Origin of the sequence: Capnocytophaga sp. oral taxon 332 str. F0381 (assembly GCF_000318275.2) — a bacterium.
GTDB classification, from domain to species: Bacteria; Bacteroidota; Bacteroidia; order Flavobacteriales; family Flavobacteriaceae; genus Capnocytophaga; species Capnocytophaga bilenii.
This window is the reverse complement of the sequence record NZ_KB291319.1, coordinates 75,256-94,004: the sequence shown is the minus strand read 5'-3', so window position 1 is coordinate 94,004 and position 18,749 is coordinate 75,256. Positions and strand designations below refer to the sequence as shown.

Annotated in this window: 13 protein-coding genes; 6 read left to right on the top strand and 7 right to left on the bottom strand. The window is 39.8% G+C overall.

Annotated elements, in window-relative coordinates; all coding sequences use genetic code 11:
* Window positions 1-108: 108 nt before the first annotated feature.
* Window positions 109-1,341, bottom strand: coding sequence for an exonuclease SbcCD subunit D C-terminal domain-containing protein (locus HMPREF9075_RS08030; RefSeq protein WP_009416026.1), 1,233 nt, complete (start codon window positions 1,339-1,341; stop codon window positions 109-111).
* Between the two features lie 65 nt (window positions 1,342-1,406).
* Between HMPREF9075_RS08030 and HMPREF9075_RS08025 the strand changes: the two genes are divergently transcribed.
* The 4 genes from HMPREF9075_RS08025 (at window position 1,407) to HMPREF9075_RS08010 (ending at window position 6,631) form a co-directional block, all read left to right on the top strand.
* Complete coding sequence (locus tag HMPREF9075_RS08025) at window positions 1,407-2,591, top strand: class I SAM-dependent RNA methyltransferase (protein WP_009416025.1); 1,185 nt, start codon at window positions 1,407-1,409, stop codon at window positions 2,589-2,591.
* Window positions 2,592-2,668: 77 nt separating this feature from the next.
* The gene (locus HMPREF9075_RS08020; protein ID WP_009416024.1) at window positions 2,669-5,134 is read left to right on the top strand and encodes an SLBB domain-containing protein; all 2,466 of its coding nucleotides are present in this window, start codon (window positions 2,669-2,671) and stop codon (window positions 5,132-5,134) included.
* 5 nt (window positions 5,135-5,139) lie between these two features.
* Complete coding sequence (locus tag HMPREF9075_RS08015; protein ID WP_009416023.1) at window positions 5,140-6,225, top strand: Wzz/FepE/Etk N-terminal domain-containing protein; 1,086 nt, start codon at window positions 5,140-5,142, stop codon at window positions 6,223-6,225.
* A gap of 16 nt (window positions 6,226-6,241) precedes the next feature.
* The gene (locus HMPREF9075_RS08010) at window positions 6,242-6,631 is read left to right on the top strand and encodes a pyruvate carboxyltransferase (RefSeq protein ID WP_034557214.1); all 390 of its coding nucleotides are present in this window, start codon (window positions 6,242-6,244) and stop codon (window positions 6,629-6,631) included.
* Here the strand turns inward: HMPREF9075_RS08010 and HMPREF9075_RS08005 are convergent.
* From HMPREF9075_RS08005 to HMPREF9075_RS07980, 6 genes are all read right to left on the bottom strand, one after another.
* Window positions 6,614-7,882: a DUF2851 family protein gene (locus tag HMPREF9075_RS08005; RefSeq protein WP_009416021.1), complete on the bottom strand. Its 1,269-nt coding sequence runs from the start codon at window positions 7,880-7,882 to the stop codon at window positions 6,614-6,616. The genes HMPREF9075_RS08010 and HMPREF9075_RS08005 overlap by 18 nt on opposite strands.
* Window positions 7,882-8,445: a phosphatase PAP2 family protein gene (locus HMPREF9075_RS08000; RefSeq protein ID WP_009416020.1), complete on the bottom strand. Its 564-nt coding sequence runs from the start codon at window positions 8,443-8,445 to the stop codon at window positions 7,882-7,884. Before HMPREF9075_RS08000 ends, HMPREF9075_RS08005 begins: the two co-directional genes overlap by 1 nt.
* Before the next feature lie 158 nt (window positions 8,446-8,603).
* Window positions 8,604-9,935 carry a sodium:proton antiporter NhaD gene (nhaD, locus tag HMPREF9075_RS07995; RefSeq protein WP_009416019.1) on the bottom strand — a complete coding sequence of 444 codons (1,332 nt, stop codon included), beginning with the start codon at window positions 9,933-9,935 and terminating at the stop codon, window positions 8,604-8,606.
* A gap of 84 nt (window positions 9,936-10,019) precedes the next feature.
* Window positions 10,020-11,891, bottom strand: coding sequence for an acyltransferase family protein (locus tag HMPREF9075_RS07990; RefSeq protein WP_009416018.1), 1,872 nt, complete (start codon window positions 11,889-11,891; stop codon window positions 10,020-10,022).
* 32 nt (window positions 11,892-11,923) lie between these two features.
* Window positions 11,924-13,657 (bottom strand): DEAD/DEAH box helicase, encoded by a 1,734-nt coding sequence (locus HMPREF9075_RS07985; protein WP_009416017.1) that lies wholly within the window; start codon window positions 13,655-13,657, stop codon window positions 11,924-11,926.
* 261 nt (window positions 13,658-13,918) lie between these two features.
* The gene (locus HMPREF9075_RS07980; protein WP_009416016.1) at window positions 13,919-14,854 is read right to left on the bottom strand and encodes a peptidylprolyl isomerase; all 936 of its coding nucleotides are present in this window, start codon (window positions 14,852-14,854) and stop codon (window positions 13,919-13,921) included.
* A gap of 273 nt (window positions 14,855-15,127) precedes the next feature.
* On the opposite strand from HMPREF9075_RS07980, the gene HMPREF9075_RS07975 reads away from it, so the two are divergent.
* Entirely contained in the window at window positions 15,128-17,704 is a 2,577-nt protein-coding gene (locus HMPREF9075_RS07975) for a hypothetical protein (protein ID WP_009416014.1), read from the top strand.
* Window positions 17,705-17,764: 60 nt separating this feature from the next.
* Window positions 17,765-18,739, top strand: coding sequence for a deoxyhypusine synthase family protein (locus HMPREF9075_RS07970; protein ID WP_009416013.1), 975 nt, complete (start codon window positions 17,765-17,767; stop codon window positions 18,737-18,739).
* Window positions 18,740-18,749: the final 10 nt, after the last annotated feature.

Genomic DNA, 18,749 nt, shown 5'->3' with positions numbered 1-18,749 from the left:
ATAAGCGAAGGAAAGTCGGCGAGCTGGTGCAGCCAAGTATGTGACGAAGGATAAGCTCGTGCGGCTCGCACCGAAAAATAAAAGCCTGTGCGGCTCGCACCGAGCGAGCTAACTACTAAGTACTAACGCCAATGCTTCTTCAAAAAGGGCTTCATAGCGTTCTGGAAGAGGAGTATGAAACTTCTTTTCGTAAATTTGTTTTAGCACATCTATGGGCTGTAAGTCGTTGAGGGCGAGTTCACTTTGCAATGGAGCTTCAGTATCGTTTTCACCTTGTTGCAAACGTACATCTATGCGTGCCAAGCGTACGTGTTTGTTGCCGATGGCTTTTAGTATTTCACTTTTGAGTTCCGGTGAAGGTTCGCTAAGGAGTACTTTCACTTCTAAAAAAGGCAGAGGCTCACTATTTGTAACGGCACTTTCTGGCAGTGCTTGAAGTGCTTGGAGTACCTTTTCGGGGCTTTGATGTTGTGCAGGAACGCTGAGTAACGGGGTGTGTAATGGCACGGCAAGGGGTTGTATGTGCTGTATTTCATTTTCTATCAGCTGTATACACACTACCTGATGATTGTAATTGTGTTCAGCAAAAGAAAGAGGCAACGGACTTCCACTATAGCGAATGTACTCTTTGCCTCCTAAAGCCTGTGCCTTGTGAATATGCCCCAATGCTACGTACTGCAATTGAGTAGGGAAAGCGGTTGTCTGCACCCCTTCTATCCCACCGATAATAGGGCGTTCGGCAGTATCGTCATCGCTCACTTCAGCACCTGTAGCGTGCAAATGCCCCATAGCAATCAGCGGTTTACCTTGTGCTATTGCCAATGCTCGTTGGGTAATTTGGTTGTAAAAAAGCGTAATCCCTTCGGCGTAATTGGGAGTTTGCTCTTCGTTTTTAGGATAGTCGCCCAAACGCAAAAAGGGAACAGCAAGGCAGTAAGCAGCAATGGTATCACCTTTGTAAAGCGGAATGATAAGCGAATCGTAATGTATCTGCTTTTGGTGGTTGCGCCTTACGTGTCCGATGAGGTGAACACGCGTATCTTCTAAAAGGGGCTGAGGCATCTCTAAACGCACAGGCGAATCGTGATTGCCTGCGGTAGCAATAATTTGTAGCTGAGGAAAACGAGTGATTGCCCGATGCAAAAAATGATAAAACAACCTAAGCGACTCTACCGCAGGGTTTGCCGTATCAAATACATCACCGCTGATGAGCAACACGTCTATCTTCTGATTTTCAATAGTTTGTAATAACCAATTGAGAAAATGCTCGTGCTCGTGATAGCGGTCGTATTGGTAAAAGGTTTGCCCTAAATGCCAATCGGCAGTATGTAGTAAATTCATTTTTTTATTGATTTTATTTTTTCAGCTGACAAAAATAATATATATTTGCGGTAAATTTGAAGTTTATGGATAAAAATTATAAAATGTTAGCCAAGACCTTCTTTGGTTTTGAAGATATATTGGCAGAAGAATTGCAGAATTTAGGAGCTATGAAAGTAGTAAAGGGCGTTCGTAGTGTAGAGTTTGTAGGCGATAAAGGTTTTATGTATAAAGCCAATTTGTGCCTACGTACAGCTCTGAAGATACTCAAGCCTATTGCTTCTTTCTACGTGCGCTCTGAAGAGGAATACTACCGCAAACTTTACGAATTTGATTGGGAAGAATATTTGGGGGTTAACCAAACTTTTGCTATTTCGGCAACTTTGCAAACAGAACTTTTCAATCATACTCAATACGTAGCACTGAAAGCTAAAGATGCCATAGTCGATGCTTTTAGAGCGCGTACAGGCAAGCGTCCTAATGTAGATATACACCACCCCGATGTGCAGTTGCATATCCATATTCAGCGCAACGAGGTAATCGTCTCTCTTGATAGTTCAGGCAATTCGCTGCACCAACGGGGCTATCGTATGGCTACTAATATCGCACCTATCAACGAGGTACTTGCTGCTGGCATCCTCTTAATGAGTGGCTGGGATGGGCAGTGTGACTTTTTAGACCCGATGTGTGGTAGCGGTACTTTCCTGATAGAGGCTGCTATGATAGCTTGCAATATTCCTGCTAATATCCATCGTAAAGAATTTGCTTTTGAACGCTGGAATGACTTCGACCAAAAACTTTTTGATGTAATCTTCAATAGTTGTATCAAGAAAATGCGTGAGTTTCACCATCGCATAGTGGGGTACGACAAAGCCCCTTCGGCAGTGATGAAAGCTAAAGATAACCTACGCAATGCTGATTTGGCTCAATATGTAACCATTGAACAAAAAGACTTTTTTACTACCGAAAAAGAAAACAAAGAAGCTCCTTTGCACATCGTTTTCAATCCGCCCTACAACGAGCGATTGCCTATTGATACCGAAAAACTATACGCCTCAATAGGCGATACACTGAAAAACCATTACCCCAACACTGATGCGTGGTTTATCACCTCAAACCTTGAGGGGATGAAGTTCGTAGGCTTGCGCCCTTCACGCAAAATAAAGCTATACAACGGCAAGCTGGAAAGCCGCTTGCTACAATACAGAATGTATGAGGGTAGCAAAAAAGCAAAGTATCAAACTGAAAATGTGAATAATACTAAAAAATAAATAAAAAAGATAAAGTATAGCAGTTAATTGCAAAAAAAGATGTAATTTTGCAGCCGTAATTGTTTTTGTTCAAGAAAATGTTGAGATTAAAATTTCTTTTAAGTTGCTTTCTATTAGGCTTTTCTATAGCTATTGCTCAAGTAGATGAGAAAGCAGCTGCTAACAATGTAGACATCACACAGGTGAATGTAGACAACTTGTCGGATACACAAGTACAAACTATGTGGGCACGGGCGCAAGCTCAGGGCTACACTATAGACCAGCTCATAGCTATGGCACGAGCGCGCGGTATGCAAGAAATGCAAGCTATGAAACTAAAGCAGCGCATTATGCAGCTTAGCAATGTGAAAAGCAATGCTCCTACTGCTGCTACTGATAAAATGAGAAAACCTGCTGATGAAGAAGACATTTTTGGCTATACAGGTAATGAAGATAAAAGAAAACTTGCAACTAAAGAGGACGATAAAAATAAGGCTATCTTTGGGTTAGACTTCTTTAAAAACCCAAAAATATCATTTACTCCTAACCTTAATATGCCTACCCCTGACAACTACCAAATAGGTCCCGGTGATGAGTTATTGGTAGAAGTGTGGGGAGCTACTGAAGGGAACTTTAGACAAAAAGTAGATGCTGAAGGGAACATTTTCTTGAACGGGGTGGGACGTATACACGTAGGTGGACTTTCATTCTCAGATGCTAAAGCAAAAATAAACAGTGCCTTAAAACGTATCTATTCGGGTATCTCTGCCCCTGATGGCAGCTATGCCAAGATATATACAGGAGTAACCATCAGTCAGGTACGTACCGTGAAGGTTAACATTATAGGCGAGGTGGTAGTACCAGGAACTTATTCACTAAGCTCACTTTCTACCGTACTTAACGCACTATATGCTTGCGGGGGTCCTTCGCAAAATGGATCGTTTAGGGAAGTAAACCTATTCAGAGGGGGCAAGAAAATAGCTACTTTTGATATTTACCAATTTCTTCTCAATGGTTCTGAAAAAGGGAATTTAGGATTACAAGACCAAGATGTGCTGATAGTCCCGCCTTACAAAAACCGTATATGGGTGGAAGGCGAAGTAAAAAGACAAGGTTTTTATGAAACTTTAGACAGTGAAACTTTAGCTAATTTGGTGAGCTTCTTCGGAGGTTTTACTTCGGATGCTTTCACCAATACCCTTGTGTTAGAACGTATAAAGAACGCCAAACGCGAAGTAAAAGAAATTGCTTTTTCAGAAATATCAAAGCTGAAAATGGAAAATGGAGATAGGCTGAAAGTGCATTCTATTACCAAAGAATACCAAAACAGACTGAGTATAGGGGGTGCTGTGTATCAACCAGGTGTATATGAATTTAAAGAGGGAATGACTGCTCTTGACCTTATCAATAGGGCTAACGGAGTGAAAAAAGACGCTTCGCTCAACAAAGGACTCATCTTCCGTACCGAAAACAAAACAGATTACCAAACACTGAGCTTCTCAGTAAAAGAATTATTAGAAAAGAATACCGAAATACCCCTAAAAGACAATGATAGTATTCATATTTTCTACAAAGATGCCTTACAATACAAACGCTTTGTAAAGGTAGACGGAGCAGTAAATACTCCTAAAGAATTGCCTTATATGGAGAATATGACCGTAGAAGATGCGATACTCTTAGCAGGAGGACTCTCTAATGGTGCTGACCCTTCAACAATAGAGGTGTTCCGAGAACTTAATGACGGCAGTTTTACAAAACTAAGCCAGACATTTAAAGTCTCAACCAATAATGAACTTATACCACAAGGTGAAGGGTTGACATTGCAACCTAATGACTTGGTATCGGTGCGTTACCAAAAAGGTTTTACCCCAATGCAGACGGTATCTGTGATGGGCGAGGTATTATACCCTGGTATATATAGCATAGAGTCTAAAAGCGAACGCATTTCAGACTTGTTGGAACGAGCTGGAGGTTTTACGCCGTTTGCTTATAAGCAGGGAGTGACTTTGGTGCGCAAAAAAACAGATGAAGGAGAATTGCAGCAAGAAGACTTTTTGGAAGATTTGGTAGAACTAGAAAGTGATGGAAGTGCAGCGAAAAGCAAATCACTTAAGAAAATAGCTAAATCTACTAATCAATACCGCATAGGCTTAGACATAAATAAAATACTAAAAAATAAACACAGCAGATACGACCTACTACTTAGCGAAGGCGACAAAATATTAGTACCTTCAGAAAAGCAAACAGTAGAAATACGTGGAGAAGTGTTAGCTCCTTCAATGGTGCGCTACCAAAAAGGCACCTCTCTTAGGCAGTATATAGACCAAGCGGGTGGTTTTTCTAATCTTTCTAAACGAAATGCTATCTATGTACTCTATGCCAACGGAAGTATTAAATCTACACGTAGATCATTGTTCTTTAACAACTATCCTAAATTGGAACCAGGAGCTATTATCATAGTTCCTACCAAACCAGAGCGCAGACAAATGACTACTGGTGAAACTATTGGTATTATCTCGGCAATTACTACTATGGGTGTATTAATTTACAATGTAATAAAATAAATAGTATGGCAGTAACAAACGAACAACTCACTGATAAAGAGGACGAAATAGACTTGTTGGCTCTGCTCAATAAGATATTAAAAGCAAAAAAAAGAATAGCTATATTCACCTTACTATTCCTGATAATAGGAGTGGTAGCAGCCTTCACTGCCGATAATGAATATACAGCTACTACTATTATGCTCCCACAAACTTCTGACAAAGGAGGTAGTGGTGGTTTAGGAGGCTTGGCGGCTTTAGCAGGTATTAACTTAAGTGGTAGTTCTTCAGAGGCTATACCTTTAAAAAGTTACGATAAAATTATAGCAAGTATCCCTTTTAGGAAGCGATTAGTACAAACCAAACTTACATTTAAAGATTTGCCTAATGACATTACCTATGAAGAGTATCTCACTAAATATAGCAAACCCAGCCTAATGGGGCGTATTATGGGTATATTTAGAAGCAAACCAGCAGCAACAACAGCTCCTGCTACTACAGTAAATGACACTATTATTACAACCCTCACTCCTGAAGAAAGAGGTATCCTCAATAGTATCGGAGGGCATATAAGTTTAGACATAAATGAGAAAGATGGTTATATAAATCTATCGTTTAGGATGCCTGAAGCCTTGCCCGCTGCACAGATGTTACAAAATGCTCAGCAACTATTGCAAGAAGTAGTAACCAGTTTTAAACTACAAAAAGCCAAAGAGGAATATGATTTTGTAGCAAAACGTTGTATAGAAGCTGAAAAAGAATTCAAATCTAAACAGTATGCTGTAGCTCAGTTTCAAGACCAAAACCGCAACTTGTTTAGTAATTTACCACAAACAAGGCTACAACAACTGCAAGCGGAATACAACCTCGCTTTTAGCGTTTATACAGAGTTAGCCAAACAGTTGGAAACCAAACGTATCAAACTAAAAGAAGATCAACCTATTTTTACCATTATAGAACCTGTGAGTGTACCCAATGAGCGCACTAAGCCTAAAAAAGCACTTATCATAGCTATTTGGACGTTTGCAGGACTCATTATAGGTATAGGTAGTGTGTTTTTGAAAGACTTCAGAAATGCCCTAAAAGAAAAACAAGTAAATAACAATGACTAAAAACAGCCTTTATAAGATGCTCAATAACAACTTACAACTTATAGAGTGTGTAACTACAGCCAATAAAGATTATCTACAATCTTTATTGGCTGTAGGATTTTATGCTATTGCCTTAAAAAGTGAGTTACAAGAGCTAACCACTCAGTTAGATTACTCATACAGCAACACTCAAATCCTTCTTTTAGACAATGAAACATCTCTCATTGGGCAACCTCTTACTCTGGAAGCTGTTGCGAAAAACTACCAAGAGGGTAACAGGCGCTTTTATAGTGCTATTAGAGGGCACGGCGGCTATCTACCTACCGAAAAACTCCTCACATACTTACAAGCTCTAAAAATAAATACCTCTATCAATCTTCTTGCTTTTGAGAGTGCTTACAATCAGTTATTAGCTCTTACCCAATAATGCAACCCCAACCGCACAATCTAAACAACGCTTACGCTGGCAATAATACTTGTACTGGTGCAATAACACCTGACTGTCAAAAGCACACTTCACTTCTGCTCCTAAGTTCTTAAAAGCATCTATAACTCCATTATTATCGGCAGGTAGTAGCTTCATTACCTCCATTAGTTCTTCACTCACATCTCTACCCTGCGTTTTATAATAAAGATACTTCAAAGGAATAAGCACATTCACCCAAATAAGAGCTATAAAACTATCGCTTAACGGCTTCCTTACCTTTTTAGAAACCTTACCAAAAGTATAATGCGTTTCCCAAAACTCCGATAGCTTAACTTTAAAAAGTGTTTTCAAATCTTTAAAGCTATTTACCTCTATCAATTGCGAAAAAAGCCCCTCCTTATTTTCATATACTTGTGCCAACTGTACCAACCTAATTGTAGGAAAACCCTGTGGGCGTAATCCTTTAAAATTCATACGCAGAGGCAAAAGCTCTAAACTATACTTCTGTTTCAGATACACAAAATCCTCATATAGTTTTGTTACATACTGCCATTCGGTTTCCTCAGGTAACAAACCTGCCAAGCCCAACAGCAAAGCCTCTAATCGCAAGGGGTGTACTCGTTCTTTTCTGATAACTGAAAAAGGCACTCCCCTACCCAACTGCATAAAAGCCTCACCATTTACAGTTCCTCCAAAGTGTTTCAACAAACACATAAAAAGTACCTTTTCCCAGTCGTATTGGCAATCTATCCACAGTTGTCGTACAAGAGTAGCTTTTTCTTCCAATCGTTCCACTAAAAGCCGCTCATTCCAGCTAAGCAAAGTAATGGCAGGCACGGTATTATACAACCGCTCACAAGTAATAAACTTATACCCTCCAGCCAATGACTCCCGATAGGTACTCAATAACTCTTCAGACACCCAATTCCGAAGCTCTAAGGTAGGAATAGGCACGTTATTCACATCAAATACTTCTATATCGTGCTCCCATACTATATGCAGAATCACATTGTTATACGCTGTATCATATTCGTGTCCGTGTAAGTACCAGTCCGAAGACTTTAGGTGCATCTCTACACAGCCTGCCCAAAGCTGCTGACCAATAACCAGCTGTGCTCCCGTAAAATCAGGACCAGCAAGCCTATTATAAGTGCCAAAACAACGAATTTCTAACCTCTCGCCCGAAGTAAGCTCACAATGCAATGGCACCCGTTTATAACGCCAAAGATAATGCAAAAAATCCTCTTTCATCAGCCATTTATCTTAGCAGCTATCATCAGCCATAAGCGATAATAAAGCAAGGCAAACAAAGAGCCAATACACCAGCCCACTACCACATCTCCTGGGAAGTGCACCCCAAGGTAAATCCTGCTATAACTTACGATTACCGACCAGCATACCAACAGCACTCCTATATACTTTAAATATTTTTTCAACAACAAAGTAAAGAATACTGTCAGAGCCATTGTATTGGCAGCGTGAGCCGAAAAGAACCCATATTTACCTCCACAAATCACATAACGCATTTGTCCTGCCAAAGTTTCATCGTGGCAGGGACGCAAGCGTTCAAAACCGTATTTAAAAACATTTGCTACTTGGTCGGTAGTTGCGATAAGCAACCCTACACATAGTAGTACAAATAATGTCTTTTTCCAATGTAAGTGTTTAATACAGAAATATAAGAGCAAGAAGTACAGCGGTAGTGAAGTCCATTGATTGGTAATCAGCAGCCATAGTGAATCGGCTGAAGAACTACCCCAACTATTTAAGAAACAAAGCAAATCTTTGTCTTTCTGAATAATAAATTCCAGCATAAGGTTGATTTTTAAGTACTGCAAAAATACAAAATAATTTTGAATTCTGAACGCTGAACTATAAATTAAATTTTACTATCACAAAGAGCAGTTTAACAAATAAAGTCGGTTAAGTAATATTCCTAACCGACTTTTCTTGATTTATATATCATTAATTATTAACCAAATACGTGCATTGCCTCAAATGTTACTAAGGTGAGATAGCCTAATATAAAGCCTAATAGTGCCATCCAAAGAATATTTTTAGCATACCAAAAGAAGCTAATCTTTTCCATACCCATAGCTACAACTCCTGCTGCCGAACCTATGATAAGCAAGCTACCACCTGTTCCTGCCGAATACGCTATAAAGTGCCATATGCCATTATCCAATCCTTCTTGGAACATACCCATACTTGCGGCTACCAGTGGCACATTGTCTATCACTGCCGAAGCAAATCCTAATAGCAATACTACGATGTTTTTGCTTGGGATTGTTTCATTAAGCGTTTGTGCAAAATTGAATAGCGTACCTATAGTTTGCAATGAAGCCACCGCTAATAATATCCCTAAGAAGAACAAGATACTTGAGAATTCTATACGGCTCAAAGCACGGTGTATGCCAAATTTCTCACTTTCTTCGCTGTTTAGTTCGCTGCTAGGTTTTAGTTTTTCACCCACAAACCACATTGTAGCTAAGGCAAAGAGCATTCCTATATAAGGAGGCAAATGTGTAACCGATTTAAAAATAGGTACAAAGATAATAGCGATAAACCCTGTTACCAATACCGGCATACTGCTTTTGTAAATAGTAACTTCATCACTACTATTTGTTTCTACTTTACCTCTAAAGACAGGTAAGAATGAAGCGATAAGCAATGGTACTACTAAGCATATAGTGGAAGGGATAAACACATATTCTACCAATTTGGCTGCGCTCACTTTGTTTTTCACCCAAAGCATTGTAGTAGTTACGTCTCCTATTGGCGACCAAGCTCCTCCTGCATTGGCAGCAATTACAATAAGTGAAGCATACCAAATACGTTCTTTTTGGTCGGGGATTAGTTTGCGTACAATAGTGATAAGGATAATAGTAGTAGTAAGGTTATCGATAATAGCTGATAAGAAGAAAGCGATAATACCGATAATCCACAGCAGTTTTACTTTACTTTTGGTACGAATAATACGCTTGATAATTTCAAAGCCACGGTGCATATCAATTACCTCTACGATAGTCATTGCACCGATTAAGAAGAATAAGATTTCGGCAGTTTCAGCCAAGTGGTGTTGTAGTGCCGCATCTATGGCATTGGCATTCCCCATAGCATCGGCACTTACAGGAACTAAAGTGCTGCCCTCGATGTGCATTACACCAATATTCCACACCTTTAGGATAGTCCAGCAAATAACAGCCATACCTAAAGCCGAAATGGTTTTGTCTACTTTTATTTGATGTTCAGTAGTGATACAGAAATAGCCGATAAAGAAAACGGCAATAATCCAAGCTTCCATATAAAATATTTTTTTAATAATTTTTAACGGCGCAAATGTACAAAATCTTTTTATTACTTTCCAAATATTTTTCTTTAAAAATTATTACTTTATCATTATTTTCCCATCTTGTATAAATCTTTCGGCTATTTTTTTAGCTCCATAACTATTTAAATGATTAATATCTAATACTATTGGGATATTATTAATGCAACCATCATTGGGTATATAAGGCAAAAAATCTATGATTTTTACTTCAGGGAAATGGTCTTTTACCATACTAGCAATAACATTCCAATGCTGGGTGTTTTGTTGGTACTTCTCACCCTTAAAAGGTATACCCCAACGGATACCTAATGTTTTTTCAATGTGTTTTATTTTTGGTAGATCTATATCATATACTGAAGAACTATTGATTAAATACACCTTTTTACCTTCTTGTAGTAACTTTTTTATGGTATTTAATAGTCGCTGTCTGAAATTGGGTATATAAGTATCTTCAGCAATTGTATTTGATAGTATGATAATATCGTATTCTTTATAGTGTTTTGCGAGGTATTCATTCATTGTAATACAGTCTTGTTTCGTTTCTTTATGCTGATAATCAAATAAAAATGGGCAGTTACCTGCTGAAATAACATCAGCTTTCCAACCTTCTTTTTTACCTACAACTTCTATAAAGGGTACTAAATGAGCTGTATTACTATCGCCTGCAAATAGTATTTTATAGGGATAATTACTATTGAGATCGCCAAATGTCATTAAAGTTTCTTTATCTTTACAGCTATTGCAAGCAATAGGAGGATAGTGTGGAAACTTCATCAGATATTCAGGCACTTCAGTTTTGTAAAGTTTATAGCAAAAAGCGACTATTACTAAGGAGGGGAGTATGTAAAAGAACATTAAATTCTTTTTAAATGACAGCTTATTATATCTGAAAACTTGTTCTACTGCATAGTAACTCAATACTGAAAGAGCTAAAATAAGGATTATTGCAATGATAAGTTGAGGAATAGCAAGTGCTCCCGAACCATAAATATATCTAAAAATAGCTAATACTAACCAATGCCATAGATAAAGAGAATAAGATATTTTTCCTATCCAAACTATAAGTTTTAACGAAAATAACTGTTTAATATATTTTCCTTTTTCATTTGCTAAAATCAACAAACAAGTGGCTATACAAGGTAAAAGAGCTAATACACCTGGAAAATAAGGAAATACAAAGAAGTTTTTTAAATACAGAAATAATAAAAGTGCTAACAAAGCTATAATTACTAATACATTAGATTGTTTAGTGGTTAGCCTATTACCTTTTTCAAATAGAAAGACTGAAAGAATAGCTCCTGAGAGAAGTTCTATCATCCGTAAATGAGGTAGATAGTAAGGGTCTAAATCAATACCTATTTTTTTAAGATTTACAAAAGAGGAAAGTAATAAAATACCTCCTCCTACAATTAATGCACCAATCTTATGTTTTTTCAGGTATTTGTTTTTAAAAATAAATAATAAAACAAGAGGGAAAATAAAATAAAACTGTTCTTCAACAGATAGTGACCAAATATGAGCAAAAGGACGCTGTTCGGCTGCTACATCAAAGTAATCACCCAAACGTGAAAAATAGATGTTTGATAAAAAGAATACAGCCATAATAGCACTATTAGCAGTACCGTAATAATCACGCACTAAAAAAAAATACCACGCTATGAGTAACCCTGTAAAAAGCACCACAAAAAATACAGGGAGTATTCGCTTGATGCGCCTATTATAGAAATTGGCAAAGGTAAATGTGCCCTCTGCCATTTCTTTATAGATAATAGAAGTTATTAAAAAACCTGAAATAACAAAAAATATATCAACCCCTAAAAAACCACTTGGCATATATTGTGGATTGATGTGAAATAATATAACAGAAAGTACTGCTAAAGCTCGTAATCCATCAATATCTGGGCGATAAGTGAGTTTTTTTAAGATCATAATGTTTGTTTAGAGTTTAGTATTTAGTATTTTTATTTCTTCTTCTTTTTCTTCCCTCCAAAAGCTTTGTCAAAGGCTTCAATGGTTTTTTGTTTTCGGGTGTTGGGCTGTGATTTTTTCTTGCTACGCCCTTCGTCTTCACGCTTGCCGCCTCGTCCTCGTCCTGCACCTTTATTTGAAATCTCTACATTGATAAAACGCCCATCCAACCTGAAATCGTTGAAAGTATCCATCACTAAGGCGGTATGGTTGCTTTCGGTATTGAAAAAAGAAAAACTATTCTTTACATCTACTTGAAATACTTCGTCTTTGCCGAGATTAAGTGTTGCTTTTAGGAAGTCTTTAAGGGTACGCCAATCGTAACCATCTCGCTCGCCTATATTGATAAAGTAGCGTACGCTGTTGCCGCTATGTGTTTCATTGTTTTTAGTACCGCCTTCATCGGAAATAGATAGGTGCTCGGCATTTTTATAATAGTTATAAAAACGAGTAAATTCTACTGAAAATATTTTCTTTACGAGTGTTTCGCGGTCTAAATCTTGTAATTCTTTATGTATAGCAGGTAAATAGTCCTCTATATCGGGGTTTACCTCTACGTTTTTCAGGTTATTAGCAAGGTGATACAGTTGTATTTCGCATATTTCAATCCCTGTAGGTAGTTGTTTTTGCTCAAAATGTTGCCCGATAACGCGTTCTATTTCTTTTATTTTTCTAATCTCACTTTTGGGCAATATTACCATTGATATCCCTGATTTACCTGCGCGCCCTGTACGACCACTGCGGTGGTTATAGGTTTCTATTTCATCGGGAAGCTGGTAGTGGATTACGTGGGTAATATCATCAACGTCTATGCCTCGTGCGGCTACATCAGTAGCTACAAGCATTTGTATTTGCCTTGCTCTGAAGGATTTCATTACCAAATCGCGTTGGTTTTGGCTTAAATCGCCGTGTAATGCTGCTGCATTGTAACCGTCTTCAATAAGTTTTTCGGCTACGGCTTGAGTATCGCGTTTGGTGCGGCAAAATACTACTGAAAATATATCGGGATTGGCATCAGCCAATCGTTTTAGTGCCAAATAGCGGTGTCGTCCGTTTACTAAATAATACTCGTGCTGTACGGTATTACTTGCTTGGTTGCGTGTGCCTACGGTAATTTCTATAGGTTTACGCATAAATTTGCGTGCAATTTTGGCTACTTCGTTGGGCATTGTAGCCGAGAAGAGCCACGTGCTTTTGTCTTGGGGTGTGTATGAAAGGATAGCGTTGATATCTTCGTAAAAGCCCATATTGAGCATTTCATCAGCTTCGTCTAAGATGCAGTAGCTAATACTAGTAATATCTACGAAGTTGCGTTTGATCATATCCTGCATACGACCAGGGGTAGCCACGATGATTTGTGCCCCTTTTTTGAGCTGTTTAGCTTGGTCGTCAATGCTTGCCCCGCCATAAATAGCCACCACATTTATTTGTGGGAGGTATTTAGCATAGTTTTTAAGTTCAGAAGCTATTTGCAAGCATAGTTCACGCGTAGGCGAAAGGATAAGTCCTTGGGTATGTTTGCTATCAGTATTTATTTTTTGCAGTAGAGGGAAGCCAAAGGCAGCAGTTTTGCCCGTACCTGTTTGAGCGAGAGCTACCATATCGGTATCTTCGCCAAGTAGCGTAGGGATTGCTTTTTGTTGTATTTCGGAAGGAGTTTCAAAGCCCATATCAGTAATGGCTTTGAGGATGGGTGTTTCGAGCCCTAATTGTTCAAATGGATTCATTGATGTGATTTGTGAAAGAGTTGATTTGTTGTTTATTCACTCTATTTAAGGTACAAAGGTAATTATTTATTTGTAATTAGCTATGATTGTAGAAAAAATATTTTCACTTCTTTTTTGTATGTACTGAAAATCAGCATCTTACTTTTGTTTGTGATTAATGGTTAATAGAGAGGGGTGAAACATTTTTGCACTACTAAAAGTAATTGATTATCAATGTATAAAAAAACTTTGGCAAAGCCCCAAGCTTTGCCAAAGTATGCTTTAATCATTAACCTTTACCAACTCTACATCAAAAATGAGGGGGGCGTGGGGTGGGATTACTCCGCCTGCACCGCTGGCGCCGTAAGCAAGGTCGGAAGGGATTACAAGGCGGGCTTTGTCGCCTTCGTGAAGCAAAAGAATGCCTTCGTCCCAGCCTTCTATCACCTGCCCTACTCCTACGGTAAAGTTTAGTGGCTGTCGGCGACTATAAGAGCTATCAAATACTGATTTATCAAGAAGCATACCCGTGTAATGTACTGCTACTTTTTGCCCTGCTTGTGGTTTTTTACCATTGCCGTGCTGAGTAATTTTGTAGTACAATCCGCTTTCTGTTTTATCAAAACCTACTATTTCTTTAGCAAAAGCTTCTTCGTTTTTGCGTTTTTGCTCGGCAAGGCGCGCGGCTTTGGCTTCGTTTAAACTATTGAAGGCTTTAAGAGCGTCACATTTTTCAGCTTCTTCGCCTACTCTTATGATAGTTACTTTTTCAATTTTATCACCCTGAGCAATGGCATCTACTACGTTTTGCCCTTCAATTACTTGTCCGAAGACAGTATGCTTATTGTCGAGCCAAGGTGTAGGCAGGTGAGTGATAAAAAATTGGCTGCCATTAGTACCTGCTCCTGCATTTGCCATTGATATAACGCCTGCCTTGTCGTGCTTTAGTGAGGGGTGAAACTCATCATCAAAGCGGTAACCAGGGTCGCCGGTACCTGTACCCAGCGGGCAACCGCCTTGTATCATAAAATTAGGAATCACACGATGAAAGGTAAGTCCGTCATAATAGGGCGTGCCGAGTGGTTTTTGTGTGTTTTTCATAGTTCCTTCGGCAAGTGCTACGAAGTTTCCTACAGTAGCTGGGGTAAGCTGGTAGGTAAGTTGGATTAAAATATCCCCTTTGGCAGTGGTTATTTTGGCATAAATTCCGTTTTCCATTGTATTGAATATTTAGTTTGAAAGGGCAAAGGTATTACTTTTTTTTGTAATTTTGCAGTCGTTTTTAAAGAAATTAAAGCTCGCCGACTTTCCTTCGGTGCGAGCCGCACGGGCTTATCTTTCGCTCATCCTTCGCTCAAGGTTCGCTCAAGGTTCGCTCAAGGTTCGCTCTGAAGATGACGGTTGGATAAATTGGGTATAGCCGATTTATTAGGTTAAGGGGACAGAAGGGTATTGTGCTATAAAACAACAAACTTGTAACTTTTTGTAATAATGAAAAAATATTTTCTATCGTGGATGTGGCTCTTGGTAATGGGGGGTGGTGTGCAGGCGCAGGTGGCTTTGCCGCTATCTTTTCGGGAAAAACAAGAACTTAAAACTAATTCGTGGGTGAGCGAAACGCCTTTTGAACGGGTGCAGGTAAAGGCTGCGGGTAGCCGTGTGGTGGCTTTGTGTGTAAATCAGAAAAATAGTGCCGAATTTGTTATTTCGCCTGAAGATGGGGGAATATGGCATACAAAAAACGGAGGGGTAACGTTTGCACCGCTATGTACTACAATGCCTACAATGCAGGTGCGCGCACTGGCGGTAGATTGGCAGCGCGGTGTGCTGGCTATTGTTACACCATACGGCTTATTTGTGTCGGCTGACTGGGGTGCGACTACTGAGTTTCGTGGGGCGGTACCTGCTGAACGCAGCAGTGGGATTTATTTAAATGCCAATAATCCGCAGGAAATGCTACTAACGGCTATGGGCAACCTTTACAAAGGAGACGACAAACGTGGTATTTTTAAAACTACTGATGGGGGCAGAACGTGGCAACAGAAATTGGCTTTGAGTACTCGCACGGGGGTGAGTGGCTTGGTAGCTTCGGAAGACGGGGCTGTATTGCTGGCTACCGCTTGGGAATGCAACAACAGCGAGTGGGAAAGTGTGCCTTTTGGCAGCAATAGCGCTATTTACAAAAGTACAGATGGGGGCGATACGTGGAACAAAATCAGTGGAAATGGCTTTCTTGAGGGGAACCGAATAGGAAAAATAGGGGTGGCTCTCTTTGATAAAAACACTTACTATGCTGTGGTAGATAACCGTACTGTAAAAAAAGCAAATAATACTGATAATGAGTTGCAAAAGGCGTATAAAATTCATCTTTCGGCTAATGATTTTGAAGGAATGAGTAAAACGGACTTTTTGGCATTGAACAATCAGCGGTTGGAGTTTTTTCTGGCAAATATTGGTGAGAATCACAAATACAAAGCGCAACAGCTAAAAGATATGATTGCTGCGGAAGTAACTTCGCCTTCGCGCTTGCTGAATTATTTGCAGCTGAACCCCAAAGAAGTAGTGGGCGCCGAAGTGTATGTAACCAAAGATGGGGGATTGCATTGGGAAAAAACGCATTCGCTACCGCTAAACGATACGTATTACCAAGATGGTGAGTTCTTTGGCGGAATAGCAGTAGAAGATAACAATAAAGACCATTTGTTTATAGGAGGATACCCTTTATTGGAATCAGTAGATGGGGGTGCTACGTGGCGTAGCAAGCAGCCCGTAAGTTTAGAGAAACGTTATGAGGGTATTTATATGCAAGGTGGCACTTTATTTTGCAATACCAATAATGGTTTGTTGGTTTCGTATGACAACGGAAAGAGCTTTGAACCGAAGAATGTACCACAAGCGGTGCAAATAGCCAATTTAGACAACAGCTTGACACCCAAAGAGGATTGGGGGAACTTGTTTTACGGTGAGAACAAAGCGCCTTTGCGCTTTGGCAATCGTATCCCGCTGGCAATTTCCGCACAAAATCAAGATATTATGTTTGCAGGCAGCAATAAATTGCATCTTTCCATAGATAGGGGTAAGAATTGGCGTACTATCTCGGACGATCTCACCAATGGGGGCAAACAAGGCAATAGACCTTACGGAACGATTTCGGCAATCGCTGTATCGCCTTTTATGTTTGGCTTGCTATACACGGGTAGTGATGACGGAATGATTTACACTACCGACAACGGTGGGGTTACGTGGCGAAAAATTTACAATGCTTTCCCGCGTGCCTTGCGAGTAAATCGCCTAATTGCTTCACGCCACCAGCGCAACCGTGTGATAGCTACACTCATTGCTACCGATAAAACGGTAGCTGAGCCTTTTGTGTTTATGAGTAACGACAACGGAAAAAGCTGGACGGACATTCGCTCAAACCTTCCCGAAGGACGGGTGAATGTGGTGAAAGAAGACCCTATCAACGGGCAGATTTTGTATGTAGGTACCGATAACGGGCTTTATATATCGTTCAACTTGGGCGAAAGCTGGCAAGCATTTAGCAAGGGCTTACCCGAAACGGGAATACGTGATATTTATATAAACGAGAACACGGGCGAAATGCAAGTGGCTACACTGGGTAGTGGAGTGTATAGTACTTCTATCAAGATGATGCAAGAGCTTCGCATTGCTATTACTTCGCAAGAGTTCTACCCGCTGGAAGCTCCTACTACTATTGCTTATTCGGCACAATGGGGAAATGCTGCCAATGAGTGGGAAACGCCCGTAAAACCGCAAGTGTATTTGTTGGGGTTTGCTTCGGCAGCGGGTAAAGAAATTCCAATAAAGGTTATGAAAGGGCGTGTTACGCTGCAAGAATGGGTGTATAAGACAAATAAAGGGTTTAACTACATTCCATATAACCTAACTATTTCGGAAGCTGGCAAAACAGCTTACGAAAAGAGTGTGCAGCGTATATTCTTGCGCACGGCTACCGATGGCAATATTTACCTACCCAAAGGGCGTTATACGGTGGTTTTTACGCTTCCTGACGGCTTTGATGAAGAGCGTTCACTGGAGGTGAATTAATAAGATTTGGTATATTGAAATATTATAACTATATTTGCAACCTAATTAATAATTGATAAGATGAGTAAAGGACCTATCTCTCAGTTTATTGAGAGTAACTTTTTGCATTTTAATGCGGCAGCCTTAGTGGACGCTGCAAAAGGGTATGAAACACACCTTACTGAAGGTGGAAAGATGTTGGTGGCTTTGGCAGGAGCTATGAGTACTGCCGAGCTGGGAATATCGCTTGCCGAAATGATACGCGCTGGAAAAGTAGATATTATTTCGTGCACTGGTGCAAACCTTGAAGAGGATGTGATGAACCTCGTGGCACACTCTCATTACAAGCGTGTACCTCACTACCGCGACCTTACACCTCAACAAGAATGGGAGCTTTTGGAAGGTCATTACAACCGCGTTACAGATACTTGTATTCCTGAAGAAGAGGCTTTCCGCCGCTTGCAAAAACACTTGGAAGATGTGTGGCACGCTGCTGAAAGCAAAGGCGAACGCTACTTCCCTCACGAATATTTATATCAGGTAGTGAAATCGGGGGTATTGGAACAATACTACGAAATAGACCCTAAAAACTCTTGGATATTGGCAGCTGCTGAAAGAAACTTGCCTATTGTATGCCCAGGCTGGGAAGACTCTACTACAGGAAATATCTTTGCTGCCAACGTGATAAAAGGCAACCTAAAGGCTTCGACAGTAAAAACAGGTATAGAATATATGATTTACCTTACTGAGTGGTATCGTGCAAACTCAGGCGGTAAAGGAGTTGGCTTCTTCCAAATAGGTGGAGGTATCGCGGGTGATTTCCCTATCTGCGTTGTGCCAATGATGTACCAAGACTTGGAATGGGAAGACGTGCCTTTCTGGTCGTATTTCTGCCAAATTTCAGACTCAACCACTAGCTACGGTTCGTATTCAGGAGCTGTACCTAATGAGAAGATTACTTGGGGAAAATTGGACGTCAATACTCCTAAATTTATAGTAGAATCTGACGCTACAATCGTAGCTCCGCTTATTTTTGCTTATTTATTAGGAAAATAGTTGGCTAAAA